We start from the raw sequence: 17,162 nt of genomic DNA, 5'->3' as shown, positions 1-17,162 counted from the left end.
CACGTCGCTAACCAGAACCTCGTGCACGTTGGCGTGGGTTGGTCACTCTCGCAATCAGGGGCAACATGCTCGCGAAACTGTCCATTCGCTCGATACTTGGTCTGGTCATCAGCGTTTTGGGGATCATTTTGATTGGCAAGCTCGCCATGGAGGTTCGCGGTGCCCTGAACCGAAACAACTCCGCCCAGCGGGTTGGGCGCCTGGTGGCGGTCAGTGAGCAGCTGCTTGCGACAGTCTCGAGTTTTCGCCGCGAGCGAGGGACGATTCTGGCCGCGCTGGCCGCCGAAGGGACGGCCGATGCTTCCGCGGACAAGCGGGCCGCAAGCAATCGGGAGGTCTCGGAAGCGGCCTATCAAAGAGTGCAGGATCTCTTCGCCGGGAGTTCAGAACCCGGATTGACCGCCCGGATGAGCGCGGTGCTTGCTGCGCATGCAACGCTGGCGACGCTTCGCTCTAAAGCTGACGTTGCGATCCACCAACCAAAGTCTTCGCGCGAGATGGCGTTCGCGCAGCAATTCCCGCAAATGACGCAGGCCTATCTCGATACTCTTATCCAATTGACCGACAAGATCGAGGGAAGTATCAGGCTCATCGATCCCGTTCTCGATTATCTGCTCGGCATGAAGCGATCGGCCTGGGCGGCTCGCGACGCGGCCGGGCAGGTCATCATTCGTATGGGGGCGGCGGCATCGTCCGAAAAGCCGTGGACGGTTACCGAGATCGTCGGCGCAGCGGAAGACGTCGGTCGAGCCGATCGTGCCTGGAACGATGTGCTGGAAGCTGCATCCCGATCCGACGCGCCGCCGGCGATCGTCGATTCAATCGCAAGATGGAAACGGCCTGACGCGATTGCGATGGCTGAGCAGCACAAGGACTACATCAATTCCCTGAACAATGGGCAACCGATCAAGGTGAAGTATGCCGATCTAGCCAAGCTGGAATCGGCGCTCCAGGATCTGCGCTCCGACGTGGCCACGGTCGCATTGGCTGAAATGGTTTCCCATGCCGAGCGACAGATGAGTTTGGCGAGGTGGGGGCTCGTCGCCGATGCGGGAATGATGCTGTTGGCGGTCGCCGTCGCAGCGTTCGGCTTCGCTCTGGTTCATTTCCGGGTTACCGGTCCGCTTCGCAATCTTGCCGTGGCGATGCGCGGTCTTGCAAAGCGAGATTACGGCATCCAGCTCGCGGGCCAGGATCGAGGCGATGAGGTCGGCGAGATGACGCGCGCTGTCGCCGTGTTCAGAGACAGCATGATCGAAGGAGACCGGCTTGCCCGGGAGAGGAAAGCGGAGCAGGAGGTAAAGGAGCGTCGGCGGATTGCGGTGGAAGGATTGATCGAGAAATTCGAGAGCACCGTTACCGAATCGCTGCACACGCTCGCCTCGGCTTCGAATGAGCTGAATGCTACGGCGCGATCGATGTCGGCGACTGAGGAGGATGGACGTTCGAAGGCGGTTGCGGTCGCCAACGTGTCACAGGAGGCTTCGGCCAACGTGCAGACGGTTGCGGCTGCAACGGAGCAGCTTTCGGCGTCGATCAGCGAGATCAACAGGCAGGTGACGGAGTCGTCGGCAACAGCCAGTGCGGCAGCTGAGCAAGCCGAGCTGACCAATCGTGAGGTTAAGGCGCTCTCCGACGCGGCACAAAGAATCGGGGATGTGGTGGAGCTGATCAGTGGGATCGCCAAGCAAACCAACCTGTTGGCACTCAATGCGACGATCGAGGCAGCGAAGGCAGGTGAAACCGGAAAAGGGTTTGCCGTGGTCGCGCTCGAAGTGAAGAATCTCGCCAGCCAAACCGCGGATGCGACGAACGAAATAACCGGCCAGGTCTCGTCGATTCAGGATGCGACCGGTTCAGCGGTCCGAGCGATCCAGTCGATCAGCGAGACGATTCAGCGGGTAAGCCAGATCGCCGCAGCCATCGCCGCGGCGGTCGAGGAGCAGGGGGCCGCCACGCGGGAGATTGCGCGCAACGTCCAGCAGGCGTCCGAGGGTACGACGGAGGTTTCGCGTCATATCGCAAGCGTATCGGAAGCGGCGGCCGACACGGGATTGGCTGCCGGCGAAGTCCTGGATGCGGCTGAGATGTTGGCAAGACTCTCAAGCGATCTTCGCAGCGACGTGGATCGGTTTGTCGGGGATCTGAGGACGGCGTGAGGGGGCGAGCATCAGCCGATCCAAATCGGTGCAAACGGATGGATCGTGCCATAGACACGATCTACGGCTGATTGAGTTCATCGACAATGCCGTTCCGGAGCGTACCGATTCCCTCGGCCTCGACCTCGACAATGTCGCCCGGCACGAGCCAACGCGGCGGGTCGAATCGCGCACCCGCGCCGGTCGGGGTGCCAGACAATATGACGTCGCCAGGAACCAGGGTCGTAAAGGTCGAGATGTAGCTGATCAGTTTCCGGAAGCTGAAGATCATCCGGCTGGTGCGATCGTCCTGGCGGACTTCACCGTTGACGCGCGTGGTGAGCCTGACGTCGGCAAGTTGATCCTCCGAAGTGTACGGGATGATCCAGGGTCCAATGGACCCGGTGCCGTCGAAATTCTTGCCTTGGGTCACGTTGAATTTGGCATGCCGAACCCAATCCCGGATCGTTCCCTCATTGGCGATCGAAAGCGCGGAAATGTGTCCCAGCGCGTCGGATTCGGGGATGTGGCGTCCCGGCTTGCCGATGACGAAGACGATTTCGCCTTCGTAGTCGAACTGATGCGAAGCGTTTGGGCGGGTCAGCGGGACGTCATGCCCGACGAAGGAGCGCAGGAAGCGGACGAACAGCGAAGGGTTGCCGGGAGCCGCCTGGCCGTCCCTGTACTCCTCGTTTCGATCCGGATAGTTGACGCCGACACAAATGATCTTTTCCGGGGCCTGGATCGGGGGAAGGAAGCGGAATTCGCCATCCGAGAAATCAATGGGTAGACGCCCGCCCGCTTCCACGAATTGGTTCAGGACCGTGTCTGCGATCGCCTCCTTCAGACCGCGCCAGCGGGCATCAAGGCGAGCGCTGAGATCAACGACGCCGCCAGGACGGACAAGACCGTAGCGCACCTTGCCCTCGGCGAAGAACGTGCAAAGCTTCGGTTGGCTCATCGTGCTGCCCCTGACTGGCTCAAAGCTACGGTGCGACGATCGGGGTCGATTTCAGCTTGGAGACGCGCAGTTCGGTACCTCTGAAGTTCGAGCCTTCTTCGAACCAGGATCGCGGCGCCGGTGCGCCCCACAAGGTCTGACGTTGCGGGTCCTTCAGATCCCAGCGGATCGGCTCAAGGTCGGGGTCCACGGTCTGGTAATCGGAGCAATAGATTTCGATGCGATGTCCGTCCGGGTCGCGGATGTAAAGAAAGAAGGCATTGGAGATGCCGTGGCGGCCCGGGCCTCGTTCGATGTTGCCGACGTAGCCTGTTGTCGACATCAAATCGAGCAGGTCGATGATGTTGAGCGGCGTCGGCACCCAGAAGGCGACGTGGTGAAGGCGGGGACCGAGGCCGTTTGTGAAGGCGATATCGTGCACGCCGCCCTTGCGATGCATCCAGGCGGCCCAGAGTTCCGACCCGTCTTCGGTATCGGTGTATTCTGTGACCCTGAAGCCGAGCGAATTGTAGAACGCGACGGAGGCCCGCACGTCCGGCGAGAAGCAGTTGAAGTGATCGATGCGAAGCGGCTTGACGCCCTTGTAGAGCGCGTACTTCTGGTGGATCGGCGGAAGCCGGTCCATCCGGGCGTAGAACTCGAGCGGGATACCCAGTGGATCGCGGGTACGGAAGGTACGTCCCTGATGCGGGGCATCCACCCACTGCACCGGCAGGCCTTGCGTCTCGAAATGCTTTGCCGCCCGATCGAGATGCTCCTCGTCGAAGACCTTGAAACCGAGTTCATTGGCAACGCCATGGTCACCCTGCTCGAGGACGATGCAATGGTGTCCTCGCTCTTCGAGCGCGCGCAGATAGACTCTCTTGTCATCCTCCGCGGTCACTTGCAGGCCCAGCACATCGGCATAGAAGGCGCGGGAGACCTTGATATCCGTGACGGTCAGCACGATGTGGCTCAGCCGGACAATGTTGAACGGTGGATACAGAACACTGGCGGGAATCGACATGTCTTTGCTCCGAAGTTCTGGGTCAGAGCCCGATGCGCGGGATCTTGTGACCGTCATAAGCGATCGCGATGTTCTTGGTTTCCATGTAGAAGTCGAAGGAATAGTCGCCGCCATCGCGGCCGATGCCCGATTGCTTGACGCCGCCGAACGGCGTCGGCAGATGGCGGACATTCTCGGAGTTCACCCAGATCATGCCGGCGTCGATGTCTCGCGCGATGCGGTGTGCACGACCGACGTCGCGGGTCCAGATGTAGCCGGTCAGGCCATAACGCACATCGTTCGAGATCCGCACGGCATCGGCTTCGTCCTTGAAGGGGATCATCGTCAGCACCGGACCGAAGATTTCCTCCTGTGCAATCCGCATGTCGTTCCTGGCCCCGGTGAAGAGGGTCGGTTGGACATAATTACCCTGGCCGCCGAGTGCGCGCTCGCCGCCGACGGCGACCGTTGCCCCCGCGTCGCGAGCGAAAGCCGGATAGCTCAGGACCTTTTCGGTGTGACGCGGGTGTATGAGGGGGCCGATCTCGGTCGCAGGGTCGAGCGGATGTCCAACCTTCAGGTTTGCAACGCGCTTTGCCGCCATGGCCGCGAATTCCCTGTAGATGCCCTCCTGCACCAGCGCGCGTGAGGACGACGTGCAACGCTCGCCGTTGAGCGAGTAGATCATGAAGAGAACCGCATCGAGTGCGCGGTCCTGGTCTGCATCCTCGAAGACAATGACCGGATTCTTCCCGCCGAGTTCGAAATGAACGCGCTTCAGCGTAGCGGCTCCTTGCCGCATGATATGCGAGCCGGTCGTGGTCTCTCCGACGAACGCCACAGCCTTGATCTCGGGATGTTCGGTCAGGCTCTTGCCGGCGCTCTCGCCCATGCCATGCACGAGATTGACGACCCCTGCGGGCCCACCGTGAGCCTGAATGACCTGATCCATGATCTCGGTGAGGATCACCGCGGAAAGGGGGCTCCACTCCGCTGGTTTATGGACGACCGTGCAGCCCGCTGCGAGCGCTGGCGCGATCTTCCAGGTCGATAGCATGAACGGCGTATTCCAGGGCGTGATGACTCCGACCGGACCGATGGGCTGCCGCATCGTGTAGTTGATGTGATCAGTATCGGGAAGCGAGAGACCGTGTGCTGCGCCCGGCGCACGGTCGGCATAGAAGCGAAAGTTTTCCGCACCGCGTAGCGCGGCCTTTGCCATGTAACGGATAGGCTGACCGGTATCCGAACTCTCCACCAGCGCAATCTCGTCGGATCGCGCTTCGATGGCGTCCGCGATGGCGTGGAGAATCTCGCGCCGCTTTGCGCCGGAGACGCTACGCCATGTCCTGAACGCTTTTGCAGCCGCATCACAGGCTTTGTCGACATCGGCCGCATCGCCCGATGCGACCGCGCATTGCTTTTCGTTGGTGACGGGATCGATGGTGTCGAACGTGGCGCCCGAGACCGACAACGTCCGCTGGCCCGCAATGAGGTGCGGAACGGTATTGTCCTGGAAACGCGCCAGGTAACCGGATGCTCGTTCCTGATTGGCGTCGAGACTGTTCGCAGACTTGTCAGGCATGCCGTCCTCGCTGTTGATCCATTCGGCCGGTTGTCGCGCAGCTAGAGCGCAACGCAGATCGTTTTCGTCTCCAGATAGTTGTCGACGGCGGTTGCGCCGTGTTCGCGACCGATGCCTGATTGCTTGAAGCCGCCAAAGGGCATGTTGGGGTCGACGACGTTGTGCATGTTGACCCAGACCGTGCCTGCCTTGACCGCGTCGGCGAAGGAGAAGCAACGGTTGATATCCCGCGACCAGACCGACGCCGAGAGCCCATAGACGGTGTCGTTCGCCTGGCGGATCGCGTCGTCCATGTCGTCGAACGGCATCAGCGTAGCGACAGGTCCGAAGATCTCTTCGCGTACGAGAATATTGTCGGGCTTGGCGCCGAGGATCACGGTCGGCTTGACGAAGAAGCCATTGCCGTCCGTGGCTGCGCCGCCCGCCGCCACGCGGGCACCCTCCGAAACGCCCTTCTCGATCAAGCCAAGAACGCGCGATTGCTGCTTTTTCGATACGAGAGGATTGATCTGGTTGGCGAGATCGAAGCCGGAGCCGATCTTGAGAGTGTTGGCGACGCCGACGAAAGCCTCCGCCACCTTGTCGTAGATGCTCTTCTGCACCAGCACGCGAGAGCCGCAGGTGCAAACCTGCCCCTGATTGAAATAGACGCCGATCGCTGCGGCCGTGCCGATCAGGCCCGGATTCATGTCATCGAACATCACCATCGGCGACTTGCCGCCGAGTTCGAGCGAGAAGCGGGTCATGTTGTCGACCGCAGCACGTCCGATGATCTTGCCGACTTCGGTCGACCCGGTAAAGGCGACCTTGTCGATGCCGGGATGCGATGCGAGCGCCGCGCCGGCTTCGTGACCGTACCCGGTCACGACGTTGACCACGCCTTCCGGAAAGCCGACCTCGCGGATGATCTGGCCGAGCCGAAGCGCGGTGAGCGGAGTCTCCTCCGCGGGCTTCAGCACGATGGTGCAACCGGCCGCGAGCGCGGGGGCGATCTTCCAGATCGCCATCGACAGCGGGAAATTCCAGGGGACGATGGCGCCGACCACGCCGACCGGCTCCTTGCGGGTCATGGCGCGGTAGCGCGTCCCGGGGGGAACCGCGATCGATACGTCGAGGGTCTGTCCATAAACTTTGGTGGCCCATCCTGCCATGTAGCGTAGATGTTCGGCGGACGCGCCGACCTCGATGGCTCTTGCGATCCCGATTGACTGGCCGTTGTTGGCGGTCTCGAGCTCGGCAAGAAGGGTGCCGTCTGCCTCGGGCGCATCGGCGAGCTTCAGCAACAGTCGTTCGCGATCGGCGGGCCGCAGCTTCGACCAGGGGCCGCTCAGGGCCTTTCGCGCTTCTTGAACGGCTGCATCGACCTCGGCCTTGCCGCCCGCGGGCACGGCGGCAATGGTGCCGCCCGCGGCAGGGTCGTACACCGGGATCGTCGCGCCGCTGGCAGCCGCAACGTCGCGGCCGCCGATCGTCATCTTGTGTTCGGCAGCGAGGAAAGTCCGGGTCGCCTCGCTTACGGGTAGCTCGGAAGAAGAACGAACATGTGCGGTCATGGGTATGTCCTCGTGATCGGTATCGCTGTCTCAGGAAGCGGGCGGGTGGATGAAAGGCCAGGGACTAGCTTCGGATCCCTTCTCCACGGGGACCTCGATCAGGCTCGGCGCATCCAGGGCGAGCGCTTCGTCCAGGGTCTTCTTCAATGCAGCAGGCGAGGACGCGCGGTAGCCCTTCAGGCCGAAGGATTCGGCGAGGCGAACGAAGTCGGGATTGGTCAGGTCCGATCCGATATAGCGACCCTGATAGGCCCGCCGTTGATCGCGAAGGACGTTGCCGTATGCGGAGTTGTTGAAGACGATCGCCACGACGTTGATGCGGTGATGCACGGCTGTGGCCAGCTCTTGGAGGCCGAACAGAAAGCCTCCGTCGCCGGAAACGGACACGACGGGCTTGTCCGGATTCGCGACTTTCACGCCGAGCGCAGTGTTGTAGCCGAACCCAAGATTGTCCTGATAGCCGCACGTCACGTATTGCCGTGGGGCATATACGGGAAAGCCAAATCGGCCCGTGAAACCCATCTGGCTGACCTCCTCGACGAAAAAGCCATCTCGCGGCAGGCTCGCGCGGATTGCATCGAGATAGGCCATTTGGGGCTGCACGTCGGCGATGGCGGTGCGAGCCGCGGCCTTGAGCTGAAGCAGCTCATCGCGCCGCGACGGCGGGGCGGTCGCCTTCAGCGCGTCGATAAGCGCCCGCGTTCCGTCGATCGCGCTGGCGACGATGCCGACGTCCGGCTTCAACCTCACCATCTCGGTCGGATCGATGTCGATGCGGATGACCTTGATGCCCTTGGGCATCCAGCGCCAGCGCATGTACTGGAGTTCGAGCCGGCTGCCGATGCCGATCAACACGTCCGCGGTTTTCCAGTAGTCGCGAGCGGCCACGAAATCGAGCGAGAACGAATCGTCGTCCGGCACAATACCCTTGCCGGAGCGATGGGCCGTGACCGGAGCCTGCAGCCGTTCTGCAAGTTCTCGCACCTCTCGGCCGGCATTGACGGAACCGCCCCCGACCATGATGAGCGGAGTCTTCGCCGCGGCGATTATGGCGGCAGCTTTCTTGATCTCATCCGGATCAGGCTGGGGCGCCTGCAGCGCGCGTCCGATTTGACCGGCGTTGGCGCAACTGCCTGCTTTGCCAAACACGTCCCAGGGCGCTTCGACCGCCACCGGGCCTTGCCGTCCACTCAGCATCTGCGTGAACAGGGCGGACATCACATCGCCCGTCTCACTCGGATGATTGATGCGTGCAGCCGCTTTGGTCAGTCCGCGCAGAGTCGCGAGCTGATCGGGCAGTTCGTGAAGTTGCCCCCGTCCGCGGCCGATCAGCTCGGACATGATGTTGCCGGTGACGCAAAGGACCGGCGCGTTCGCGCCATAGGCGGTGCACAATGCGGCGCCGGAGTTCAGGACGCCGGGGCCGGGCACGACGGTGTAGACGCCGGGCTTTCCAGTCGACTTGGCGTAGCCGTAGGCCATATAGCCTGCGCCCTGTTCGTGACGGGTGTGGATGAAGCGCAGCCTGTGCCGCTGCTCGTAGAGCGCGTCGTTGAAGTCATACATGTGCGCACCCGGGATACCGAAGATGGTATCGACCCCGTGATTGATCAGGGACTGAGCGATCAGGGTGCCGGTGGTCTCACGATGCATTGTTTCGCTCTCTCGGATGATGTTCGCGGCGACGTGGCAGGAGGTTCACAGTCTTTGTGGCTCAAGACTGGGCTGCGGCTCGGCCTTGTCGAAGAGGACTGCGACGAGAAGGGTGGCAACGACCTGACCGATGGCGATGGCGTGAACCCCGTTCACCGGCGATCCGGTCGCGTCCGCAACGATGCCGATGTAGGTGGGAGCGACGAAGCCGGCGAGGTTGCCCACAGAGTTGATCAGCGCGAAACCGACGACCGCGGCCGGACCGAAATAGACCCGGGCCGCATAGGCCCAGAATACCGGAATGCAGCCGAGCACACCGCTTGCTGTGAGGGCGAGGCCGATGATGGCGAGTGTCGTGTTGGTGCTGTTCAGAGAGGTCACCGCCAAACCGATGGCCGAGGTAAGCCCGCCACCGACCAGAAACCATTTGCGGCCGCCGGCGTCGGACAGGCGACTGAACATGGGCATCGCCACGAACGCGCAGAGCGACGGGATTGCCGCGAACCAGCCGATCGCAACGGGGTCGGAAATTCCGGAGCCCTTGATGATCTGCGGCATCCAGAACGCAATGCCGTAATTGCCGAGCAGAAGCAGAAAGTAGACTGCAGCCATCAGAAGCGTGCGAGGGCTCCTCAGCATGTCTCCGATCGCATGCGTATGCGCGAGCCGTCTCGATGTCTCCACGCCCTCTTCGACGACGAGGCGTTCATCCTTGCCGAGCCATGCGGCATCCCTCGGTTCGTTCGGCAGGATCGCAAACAGCAAGGGAGCGAGAAGGATCGTCAGCACGCCTTCGGTGAGGAAGAGCCACTGCCAACCCGATAGGCCCGCAAAGCCCGAGAGATGACCGAGGATGTTTCCCGAGATCGGCCCATTGAGCATTCCCGCAAGCGGGATGGACATCAGGAACCAACCGTTCACGCGTCCACGATACTCGTTGGGAAACCATCGTGAAAAATAGAGCTGCGTTCCAGGCGCGAACCCGGCTTCGGCTGCACCGACCAGGAAGCGAAGGACATAGAACCACGTCTCGTTCTTCACGAACGCCATCGCGAGCGTCGCTGCGCCCCAGGTCACGAGAATGCGCGTGAACCATGCTCTGGCACCGACGCGGGCGAGGATCATATTGCTCGGTATTTCGAACACGAAATAGCCGATGAAGAACAGGCCTGCGCCGAATCCATACGCGGCGTTCGACAGTCCGAGCTCCTTCGACATCTGGAGCTGGGCAAATCCGACATTGAAGCGGTCGACGATGCCGATCAACTGGACGGCGAAGAGGATCGGCAGAATCCGCCACGCGACCTTGGCGTAGACGGGATTCGATGTCGGCTGCTGCGTTCCTGTCATGATGCCTTCACCTCATTCGTCGGAACGCCCTGTCGCACCGCGCCGAGGTCGAGCGTGGGAAGAAGGTCGCGAATCCGCATTGGTTGGCGGCCCACGAGGTCTTGAAAATCGTCCGTCAGGGACGTCATGTAGCCCTCACGGATGGCCCGTCCGTATGCAATGCGCCGCTCAATCAAGTCCGTCCGCAAGCCCTGGCGTTGCAGGTCGGTGGCCTGCTCATCGTCCGAGATCGCCTCGTATCTGACAGACAAGCCGAATGTTTCGGAGAAGGCGGCACAGAGCTCGGCGCAGCCGAGGAGCTCCGCCCCGGACAATCGCCAGGCCACTTGACTGCGATCAGACAGAACCGCCGCCGCCGCGGCTTCCGCAAGGTCGGCACGACCAATCAGCGGGAGGCGAGCCTCACCGGCGGCCATGCGGAAGATTCCGTCCTGCCGCGCCGCCTCGGCGACCCTTTTGGCGAAATTGTCGGCATAGGGACCGTCGCGCAACATCACCCAATCGACGTCGGATGACATGAGGTCGGCTTCCATCATGCGATGAACGCGCGCGACGCTCGAGGGTGAGTTGGGATCGACGTCGAAAAAGCTCGTGTAGAGGATCCGCCGGACGCCGCGGGCGAGTGCTGCCTGGAGCGCGTTGCGGTGAAGGCGAATGCGCTCCTCGTCGCGACCTTCGACCGATACGATCAGCAGCGTATCGATGCCGCGAAAGGCGAGGTCGAGCGTTTCGGGGGCGGCAAAGTCAGCCTGTCTGACGTCGTCGGCGAAATGCTTCAGCTCGGCCGCGTTCGCCAACCGGCGTGTCATCGCGATGAGCGGTTGTCCGGCCGGACGCTGTGCTGCGACCGAACGCAGTATCCTGCCGCCGAGATAGCCCGACGCGCCGGTAATCCCAATCATACGATCCTCCCGCGATCGAAGGCCCTGCGTGCGAGCACAGCCAGGCAGTCAGGCGGATGACCGTCTGCTTCGTCGACGCCAGCGATCGTTTGGAGGCAGAGTGATGGACTTGCCAACGTCTAACAATTATATCTTCCATATAGAGACTATCTGTATTTTAGATGTTGATCCGAAGCCCGGCGGCGCAGGCCACGGCAGATTGGGGAGCGCAGGGTCCGCATGACGCTTAGTCTCAGGCAGTTGCGTTACTTCGTTGCGATCGCGGACTCTGGCGCGTTTGCCCGTGCCGCTGAATCGCTCAACATCGCGCAATCGGCGCTTAGCCATCATGTGTCCGAGATCGAGGCCGAGCTGGGCGTAACTCTGCTTGACCGGCGACCGCGGGGAATCGCGCTGACCACGGCCGGGCGAAGGCTTTACGAGCATGCCGGTGCGATCCTGTCCGCGATGGCCAAGGCTGAAATCGACGTCAAGACGTTCACGGAGGTCGCCGCCGGACCGGTTTCGATCGGCGTTAGCCACACCGCTGGTGCAGTCAGCGCTTTGCCTATCATGCAAGGGGTGGGAGTGGGCTGTCCGAATGTTCATCTGACGATCAGCGAAGGATTGAGCCCGCATTTGACCGAGCAGGTGCTCTCTGGAGCGCTCGACTTCGCTCTTGTATTCAATCCGTCGAACGACGCGCGATTGGAGCGGGAAGCACTGTTGAAGGAAGAGCTCTTCCTCATCGGTCGTGCTGAGATCATCGGTCGTTCGAATTCGCCGATCGCCTTTGCCGACATACCTCAAGGCGCAGTGCTCGGACTCACACCGCCGACTTCGCGTGCGATCATCCAGACGCAGATTCTTCGCAATCAGATCAGGCCGAGCCCGAAGCTCGAGATCGATTCGTTGAATATCATGCGCACGGCACTCGAAGCCGGGCTGGGATGCGCCATTCTGGCAAGGTCAACGGTGGGAAACGATCTGTTAGCGAGCGGAATTCATGCGCGTCGCATCGTTGAACCCACCCTCATGCGCGAACTTTGCCTGATCTCCCTCGCGGACCATCCTCAGACCAGAGCCTTTACGGAAGTGAGAAAGATCTTGAGGGAAGTCGTCCTTCAGGACGCGAAAAGCGGCCGATGGCCAGCGGAGGTGCTCGACAAGCCGAAGAGGCGGTCCGGCAGAAGCGTAGAGAACGATCGTTCGGGGAAGGCAAAGCCCGTACGCAGCTAGGTCCGGCCGACACGTGTGCCATCGTCGGTGTTTGCGAGTCGATGATCTGTGCTGGCAGCAGGATTGCTCCAACGCCAGATGAGTATCGTGGCACGTCGAGGAGCTATCTATTGAGCCGTAACGGCGGTCACGTCGACCTGGCACAACATGTCCGACGTCGGCAGCCGTGCCACGTTCACGAATGTCTGGGCCGGCTGAATCCCGGTTCCGAACACGTCCGCCATGCACCGCCCGTAGTCGGCGAAATAGCGGCTGTCGGTGACGAAGACGAGCATCTTGGCGACGTCCGCGAGCTTGGCGTTCTGCGTCGACAGAAGCGTTTCGACCTTGCGCATGGACGCGCGACATTGCCCCTGGAAGTCTCCAAGAAACTGAACGGCGCCATCCTCGGCCGGGGCCCCGAGGCCGGAGAGAAAGAGAGTGCGACGCGGGCCCGAGACGGTCACGGTGGCGGCGACACCTGGATTGGTCTCGTCGGCACGGTTCTTCCTGGCGAAGCTCCGACCGTCGCCGGGGTCGGTCATCATCGCGATGATGTCGTAGGTGAAGGTCTCACCGAGTGCACTGAGCTGCGGCACGTTGAGAAGCGTGCCGGGGACGCGGACTTTGTCCTCTTTGGGAAGTTGCGCACGGCACTTGGCAGAGTCAGGCTGTCGGACGTCTCCCGTTACGAATGTCGTCGAACGAACGACATTGTCGTTGGTGCCTCCGAGGGCGAGCATCTCGGTCTTCATCTTCTTCTGCACATACGCGCACTGGCTGACGAAGTCCTGCGGGAACATCGCGACCGGCAGTCCCTGGCTCGCCGCTCCCTGGGCGGCATGCAGTCCGGACACATAGGTGGTACTGTCGCGGCCGGAGACTTCGAGAACCTCGGTGGCACCCACGTTCCATTTGCCGAGCGTCTCCTTGTTGCGGAAGATCGAGAACGTGTTGTCGCTGTCCGCGTTGGCGATCGCTGCCGTTGCCTCGATCTCGATCATCATCCCGGCGTGGGCGAGTTGGGAGATGTTCGCAATCGTGAGTGCCGGCCGAGGCAGGTCGACGAAACGCTGATCGATGCATTTGGAGAGGTCGCCGACGTTGCGCGCGTCGGTCAGATAAACGCGGAGCATGACGATGTCGGCCAGTCCCGCGCTCCGGGTTGCGAGCATCCGGCCGATCTTGTCGAAGGCATAGTCGCACTGCTTTGAAAATTCTCCACGAAAACGGACTTGAGGCGCATATTGCGTGGTGCTGTCCTCGTCTTCCGCGCCGACGCCCCACAAAAAAATGGTGCGACTGCGGCCCGCGACGGTGACGATGTCGGCGAAGTGCCCTTGATGTGAGGGCAGCACGCTGAATGCCTGCTTTGAGAATGGAATGTCTTCAGCGTGCGCGCCGGGAAGCGGCAATAGCAGAGAGCCGAGGGTCACGAAAATCGCGAGAAATCTGCTGCTTGTCGTCACTGTCGCTTCCACGATTGCCTTGAAGCCCGAGATAGCGGATATCGCCGCGTCGGGGCATCCAATAGCGAAACGCATGGCGTTCAGTGGATCAAGCCTAACCTCCAGATACAATCTATCTGATATTTAGAAGGCGTCAGGCGGCCATTGCCGCGCCGGACCCGACTTCGACAAATCGCATGAGCTGATCGGACGTGCGATCCGGATTGTAGGCAAGGCAGAGATGGCTCTTTGCCTCGGTCGAGGTCAGCGGGCGCTGGACGACATCGCGGACGGCGATCTGACCGTAGCAATTCGGCAGCACGGCAATCCCGAAGCCTGCGGCCACAAGGCCGAGAATGGCGCCGCCGTCTTCGGCTTCCTGAACCACCTTCGGTGCAAATCCTGCCTCGCCGCAGAGGTGAACGACATGGCCGTTCAATCCGCGTCGGCTAGCATTTGCAAAAAAGATGAAGGGCTGGGACGCCAAGGTTCGCACGGCGATGGCCCCGCGCTTGCGCAGCAGGAGGTGATCCTTCGGTGCGAACAGCTCGAGCGGGTCGGGCCAGAGGCGGCGAATGGTCAGGTTCTTCGGCAGGGGAAACACGGGAGACGGTCGCAGGAAGCCGAGGTCGAGCCGTCGCTCCGTCAGCATCTCGGCCTGTTCGCTGGTCGAGGCGTGAAGCAGCTCGAGGCGTATCTCGGGATAGGTTTGCGAGAAGCGGCGCAGGATGTTCGAGAACGATGCATGGATCGGCGCCGATCCCGTATAGCCGATGCGCAGCAGCCCCGCCTCTCCACGCGCTGCGCGCTGCGCCGTTCCCATCGCGCGATCCAGTTCTGCAAGAGCGCCGCGCGCGTGCCCAAGCAGGATCTGTCCGGCCTGGGTCAGCTCGACGCCGCGGCGCTGGCGCAGGAACAGCGGCGCGCCCACCTCATGCTCGAGGGCCTTGATCTGAAGGCTGAGGGGAGGCTGGCTGAGGTTGAGACGGCGCGCGGCCTTGCTGAAGTTGAGCTCTTCGGCCACCGCGATGAAGTAACGAAGCTGTCGGATGTCCATTCTGGTATTTAAAAAACATATGGCTACTAGCGTCAAATAAATATTGGACGAAATAGCAGGGCGCCCGCCATCCTGCGCCGAGAAAGCAGGATCGAGAACCCGGTGCGCATTCCGCCGGGGCGGGAGGAACGAATGGGAGATCTGCCCAACGAAGTGGAGATCCAGGAGGAAGGACCGCGGGAGGGATTCCAGATCGAGCCGGGGCCAATTGGCTCGGCGGACAAGATCCGCCTCATCGAGGCTTTGGCGCAAACCGGACTTCGGCACATCCAGGTCTGTTCCTTCGTCAACCCGCGCCTCGTGCCGGGATGGGCAGACGCAGATGACGTGGTCGCGGGCTTCCGGTCTGCGCCCGGCGTTCACTATGTGGGGCTCTGGTTCAACGACAAGGGGCTCGACAGAGCGCTCGCGCATTCAGACAAGTTGACGCTGTCGGGCTCGATCTCGCTGTCGGCATCCGATGCATTCACCCGAAAGAATTTGCATCGCAGTCACGCCGAAAACGTTGAAGCGATGCGCAAGCAGACCCGCCTTCACCTGTCGAAAAACGTTCCCGTTCGGCGGATCGGAGTCATGGCGGCGTTCGGCTGCAATTTTCAGGGTGATATCGCGCCTGCGCAGGTCATCAGCACGCTTCAGGACGGCTTCGACATCGCCGACGAATGCGGCGTCTCGATCGAAAGCATCTCGCTGTCGGACACGATGGGCTGGGCGACGCCGCAGCGGGTCGAACGGCTGCTCGGCGAGGTACGCAGCAAGTGGCCGCACCAGCGGATCACGCTGCACCTGCATGACACCCGCGGGCTCGCGGTCGCCAATGCAATGGCCGGTCTGCGGATGGGAGTGACGCGGTTCGACTCCACCGTCGGCGGACTGGGCGGCTGTCCCTTCGCAGGCCACAAGGGCGCCGCGGGCAACATCTGCACGGAGGAGCTGGTGCTGCTCTGCGAGGAGATGGGGATTCGCACGGGCGTCGACCTCGATGCGTTGATCGAAGTCGGACGGATGGCGGAAGAGATCGTCGGCCACCAACTGCCGAGCGAGCTCCTTCACGCCGGAAGTCTCAATTCATTCCGAAGGAAAGCGTCAGTTGTCCACTAAACCTCTTACGGGGCTGAAGGTCCTGGAGTTCAGCCATACCATCATGGGGCCCTGCGCGGGCTTGATCCTTGCGGATCTCGGAGCCGACGTGATCAAGGTCGAGCCGGCTCCGGATGGCGACCATACCCGCCGCCTGCCGGGATTCGGCGCGGGCTTCTTTGCCGGTTTCAATCGCAACAAGCGCAGCATCGCGATCAACCTGAAGCATCCCGAGGGCCGTGCGACCGTCCACCGGCTGGTGAAGGACACCGATATCCTCATCGAGAACTACGCGCCCGGCACGATGGAGCGGCTCGGGTGCGGCTACGTCGATCTCGAAGCGGTCAACCCGCGTCTGATCTATCTGGCGCTCAAGGGGTTTCTCGCAGGCCCCTACGAGCATCGGCCGGCGCTCGACGAGGTCGTGCAGTTTCAGGCTGGGCTTGCCTATATGACGGGCCCCGCGGGCCGGCCATTGCGCGCGGGCGCTTCCGTCAACGATATCACAGGCGCCATCTTCGGGGTCACGGCCGCGCTGGCTGCAATTCGCGAGCGCGACGTGACAGGGCGAGGTCAGCGGATAAGCAGCGCGCTGTTCGAGAGCGCGGCTTTTTTCATGGTCACGCATATGGCGGGCGCGGTCGCCAGCGGGCATCCGCCAAAGCCCATGCCGGAGCGGCGTCACGCCTGGGCGATCTACGACGTGTTCAACACGAGCGACGATCAGATCTTCATCGGCGTCACCAGCGACAAGCAATGGACGCGGTTCACCGAAGAGTTCGGGCTTCTCGACCTCGGAGAGAATCCCGATCTCGCGACCAATGTGATGCGGGCGAGCCATCGAAGCTGGCTCATTCCCGCGGTGCAGCAGGCGCTTGCATCGCTTTCGAAGGCGGCAATCGCCGCGCGGTGCGAGCGCGCATCCGTTTCCTGGGCACCGGTCGGCAAGCCGACAGATCTGTTCGATGATCCTCATCTGCGCAGTCATGGCGGACTGATCGACGTTGCGATTCGCACTCCCGAAGGCGCGACCGAGATGACGGGCCTGCCCGCCATGCCCGTCGAATTCGGCGCGGAACGCGAGCGGCCAGGGCTGACCCGTCAGCCGCCGCGTCTTGGCGAGCATACAAGCGAGATCCTGGCTGCTGCCGGGTTTGATCGTGCCGAAATCGAAAGGTTGCTCGCCGATCAGGTGCTTGGAGCCAGTCCATAGCGGGAATGCAGACAAGAAACACAAAGGGGAGGTGACGTTG

Annotated in this window: 13 protein-coding genes; 4 read left to right on the top strand and 9 right to left on the bottom strand. The window is 62.1% G+C overall.

Annotated elements, in window-relative coordinates; translation table 11 throughout:
* Positions 1 to 65: 65 nt before the first annotated feature.
* Positions 66 to 2,159 (top strand): methyl-accepting chemotaxis protein, encoded by a 2,094-nt coding sequence (locus AYJ54_RS18935; RefSeq protein WP_063701014.1) that lies wholly within the window; start codon positions 66 to 68, stop codon positions 2,157 to 2,159.
* Positions 2,160 to 2,220: 61 nt separating this feature from the next.
* Here AYJ54_RS18935 and AYJ54_RS18930 read toward each other — a convergent pair whose 3' ends face one another.
* The 7 genes from AYJ54_RS18930 to AYJ54_RS18900 are packed head-to-tail and all read right to left on the bottom strand — an operon-like array spanning position 2,221 to position 11,127.
* Positions 2,221 to 3,099 (bottom strand): fumarylacetoacetate hydrolase family protein, encoded by an 879-nt coding sequence (locus tag AYJ54_RS18930; protein ID WP_063701013.1) that lies wholly within the window; start codon positions 3,097 to 3,099, stop codon positions 2,221 to 2,223.
* A gap of 25 nt (positions 3,100 to 3,124) precedes the next feature.
* Positions 3,125 to 4,105 carry a 3,4-dihydroxyphenylacetate 2,3-dioxygenase gene (gene hpaD, locus AYJ54_RS18925; RefSeq protein WP_063701011.1) on the bottom strand — a complete coding sequence of 327 codons (981 nt, stop codon included), beginning with the start codon at positions 4,103 to 4,105 and terminating at the stop codon, positions 3,125 to 3,127.
* Between the two features lie 22 nt (positions 4,106 to 4,127).
* Positions 4,128 to 5,669: a 5-carboxymethyl-2-hydroxymuconate semialdehyde dehydrogenase gene (hpaE, locus tag AYJ54_RS18920; RefSeq protein ID WP_082905738.1), complete on the bottom strand. Its 1,542-nt coding sequence runs from the start codon at positions 5,667 to 5,669 to the stop codon at positions 4,128 to 4,130.
* 41 nt (positions 5,670 to 5,710) lie between these two features.
* Positions 5,711 to 7,222, bottom strand: a complete 1,512-nt coding sequence (locus AYJ54_RS18915; protein ID WP_063701009.1) for an aldehyde dehydrogenase family protein — start codon at positions 7,220 to 7,222, stop codon at positions 5,711 to 5,713.
* A 30-nt stretch (positions 7,223 to 7,252) separates the two neighbouring features.
* On the bottom strand, positions 7,253 to 8,875 hold the full coding sequence (locus tag AYJ54_RS18910; protein ID WP_063701008.1) for a thiamine pyrophosphate-dependent enzyme: 1,623 nt from the start codon (positions 8,873 to 8,875) through the stop codon (positions 7,253 to 7,255).
* Between the two features lie 45 nt (positions 8,876 to 8,920).
* Positions 8,921 to 10,225: an MFS transporter gene (locus AYJ54_RS18905; protein WP_063701006.1), complete on the bottom strand. Its 1,305-nt coding sequence runs from the start codon at positions 10,223 to 10,225 to the stop codon at positions 8,921 to 8,923.
* Positions 10,222 to 11,127, bottom strand: coding sequence for an NAD(P)H-binding protein (locus AYJ54_RS18900; protein ID WP_063701004.1), 906 nt, complete (start codon positions 11,125 to 11,127; stop codon positions 10,222 to 10,224). The genes AYJ54_RS18905 and AYJ54_RS18900 overlap by 4 nt, the downstream gene beginning before the upstream one ends.
* A gap of 219 nt (positions 11,128 to 11,346) precedes the next feature.
* Here AYJ54_RS18900 and AYJ54_RS18895 point away from each other — a divergent pair, with 219 nt between their 5' ends.
* Positions 11,347 to 12,345, top strand: a complete 999-nt coding sequence (locus tag AYJ54_RS18895) for a LysR family transcriptional regulator (RefSeq protein WP_063682183.1) — start codon at positions 11,347 to 11,349, stop codon at positions 12,343 to 12,345.
* A 107-nt stretch (positions 12,346 to 12,452) separates the two neighbouring features.
* Here AYJ54_RS18895 and AYJ54_RS18890 read toward each other — a convergent pair whose 3' ends face one another.
* Both AYJ54_RS18890 and AYJ54_RS18885 read right to left on the bottom strand, forming a co-directional pair.
* Complete coding sequence (locus tag AYJ54_RS18890; RefSeq protein ID WP_161491880.1) at positions 12,453 to 13,793, bottom strand: RidA family protein; 1,341 nt, start codon at positions 13,791 to 13,793, stop codon at positions 12,453 to 12,455.
* 133 nt (positions 13,794 to 13,926) lie between these two features.
* Positions 13,927 to 14,829 (bottom strand): LysR family transcriptional regulator, encoded by a 903-nt coding sequence (locus tag AYJ54_RS18885; RefSeq protein WP_063682181.1) that lies wholly within the window; start codon positions 14,827 to 14,829, stop codon positions 13,927 to 13,929.
* 132 nt (positions 14,830 to 14,961) lie between these two features.
* On the opposite strand from AYJ54_RS18885, the gene AYJ54_RS18880 reads away from it, so the two are divergent.
* Complete coding sequence (locus AYJ54_RS18880) at positions 14,962 to 15,930, top strand: hydroxymethylglutaryl-CoA lyase (RefSeq protein ID WP_063701000.1); 969 nt, start codon at positions 14,962 to 14,964, stop codon at positions 15,928 to 15,930.
* Positions 15,920 to 17,122: a CaiB/BaiF CoA transferase family protein gene (locus AYJ54_RS18875; protein ID WP_063700998.1), complete on the top strand. Its 1,203-nt coding sequence runs from the start codon at positions 15,920 to 15,922 to the stop codon at positions 17,120 to 17,122. The genes AYJ54_RS18880 and AYJ54_RS18875 overlap by 11 nt, the downstream gene beginning before the upstream one ends.
* The last annotated feature ends 40 nt before the right edge of the window (positions 17,123 to 17,162 follow it).

Origin of the sequence: Bradyrhizobium centrolobii (genome assembly GCF_001641635.1) — a bacterium.
Taxonomy (GTDB): domain Bacteria; phylum Pseudomonadota; class Alphaproteobacteria; order Rhizobiales; family Xanthobacteraceae; genus Bradyrhizobium; species Bradyrhizobium centrolobii.
Note: the sequence above shows the minus strand (reverse complement) of the source record. Positions and strands in the feature narration are given on the sequence as shown.

Excerpts from the sequence above, each read along its gene's own strand:
- AYJ54_RS18935 (WP_063701014.1), top strand. The coding sequence starts at position 66 with ATGCTCGCGAAACTGTCCATTCGCTCGATACTTGGTCTGGTCATCAGC.
- AYJ54_RS18930 (WP_063701013.1), bottom strand. The coding sequence starts at position 3,099 with ATGAGCCAACCGAAGCTTTGCACGTTCTTCGCCGAGGGCAAGGTGCGC.
- hpaD (WP_063701011.1), bottom strand. The coding sequence starts at position 4,105 with ATGTCGATTCCCGCCAGTGTTCTGTATCCACCGTTCAACATTGTCCGG.
- hpaE (WP_082905738.1), bottom strand. The coding sequence starts at position 5,669 with ATGCCTGACAAGTCTGCGAACAGTCTCGACGCCAATCAGGAACGAGCA.
- AYJ54_RS18915 (WP_063701009.1), bottom strand. The coding sequence starts at position 7,222 with ATGACCGCACATGTTCGTTCTTCTTCCGAGCTACCCGTAAGCGAGGCG.
- AYJ54_RS18910 (WP_063701008.1), bottom strand. The coding sequence starts at position 8,875 with ATGCATCGTGAGACCACCGGCACCCTGATCGCTCAGTCCCTGATCAAT.
- AYJ54_RS18905 (WP_063701006.1), bottom strand. The coding sequence starts at position 10,225 with ATGACAGGAACGCAGCAGCCGACATCGAATCCCGTCTACGCCAAGGTC.
- AYJ54_RS18900 (WP_063701004.1), bottom strand. The coding sequence starts at position 11,127 with ATGATTGGGATTACCGGCGCGTCGGGCTATCTCGGCGGCAGGATACTG.
- AYJ54_RS18895 (WP_063682183.1), top strand. The coding sequence starts at position 11,347 with ATGACGCTTAGTCTCAGGCAGTTGCGTTACTTCGTTGCGATCGCGGAC.
- AYJ54_RS18885 (WP_063682181.1), bottom strand. The coding sequence starts at position 14,829 with ATGGACATCCGACAGCTTCGTTACTTCATCGCGGTGGCCGAAGAGCTC.
- AYJ54_RS18880 (WP_063701000.1), top strand. The coding sequence starts at position 14,962 with ATGGGAGATCTGCCCAACGAAGTGGAGATCCAGGAGGAAGGACCGCGG.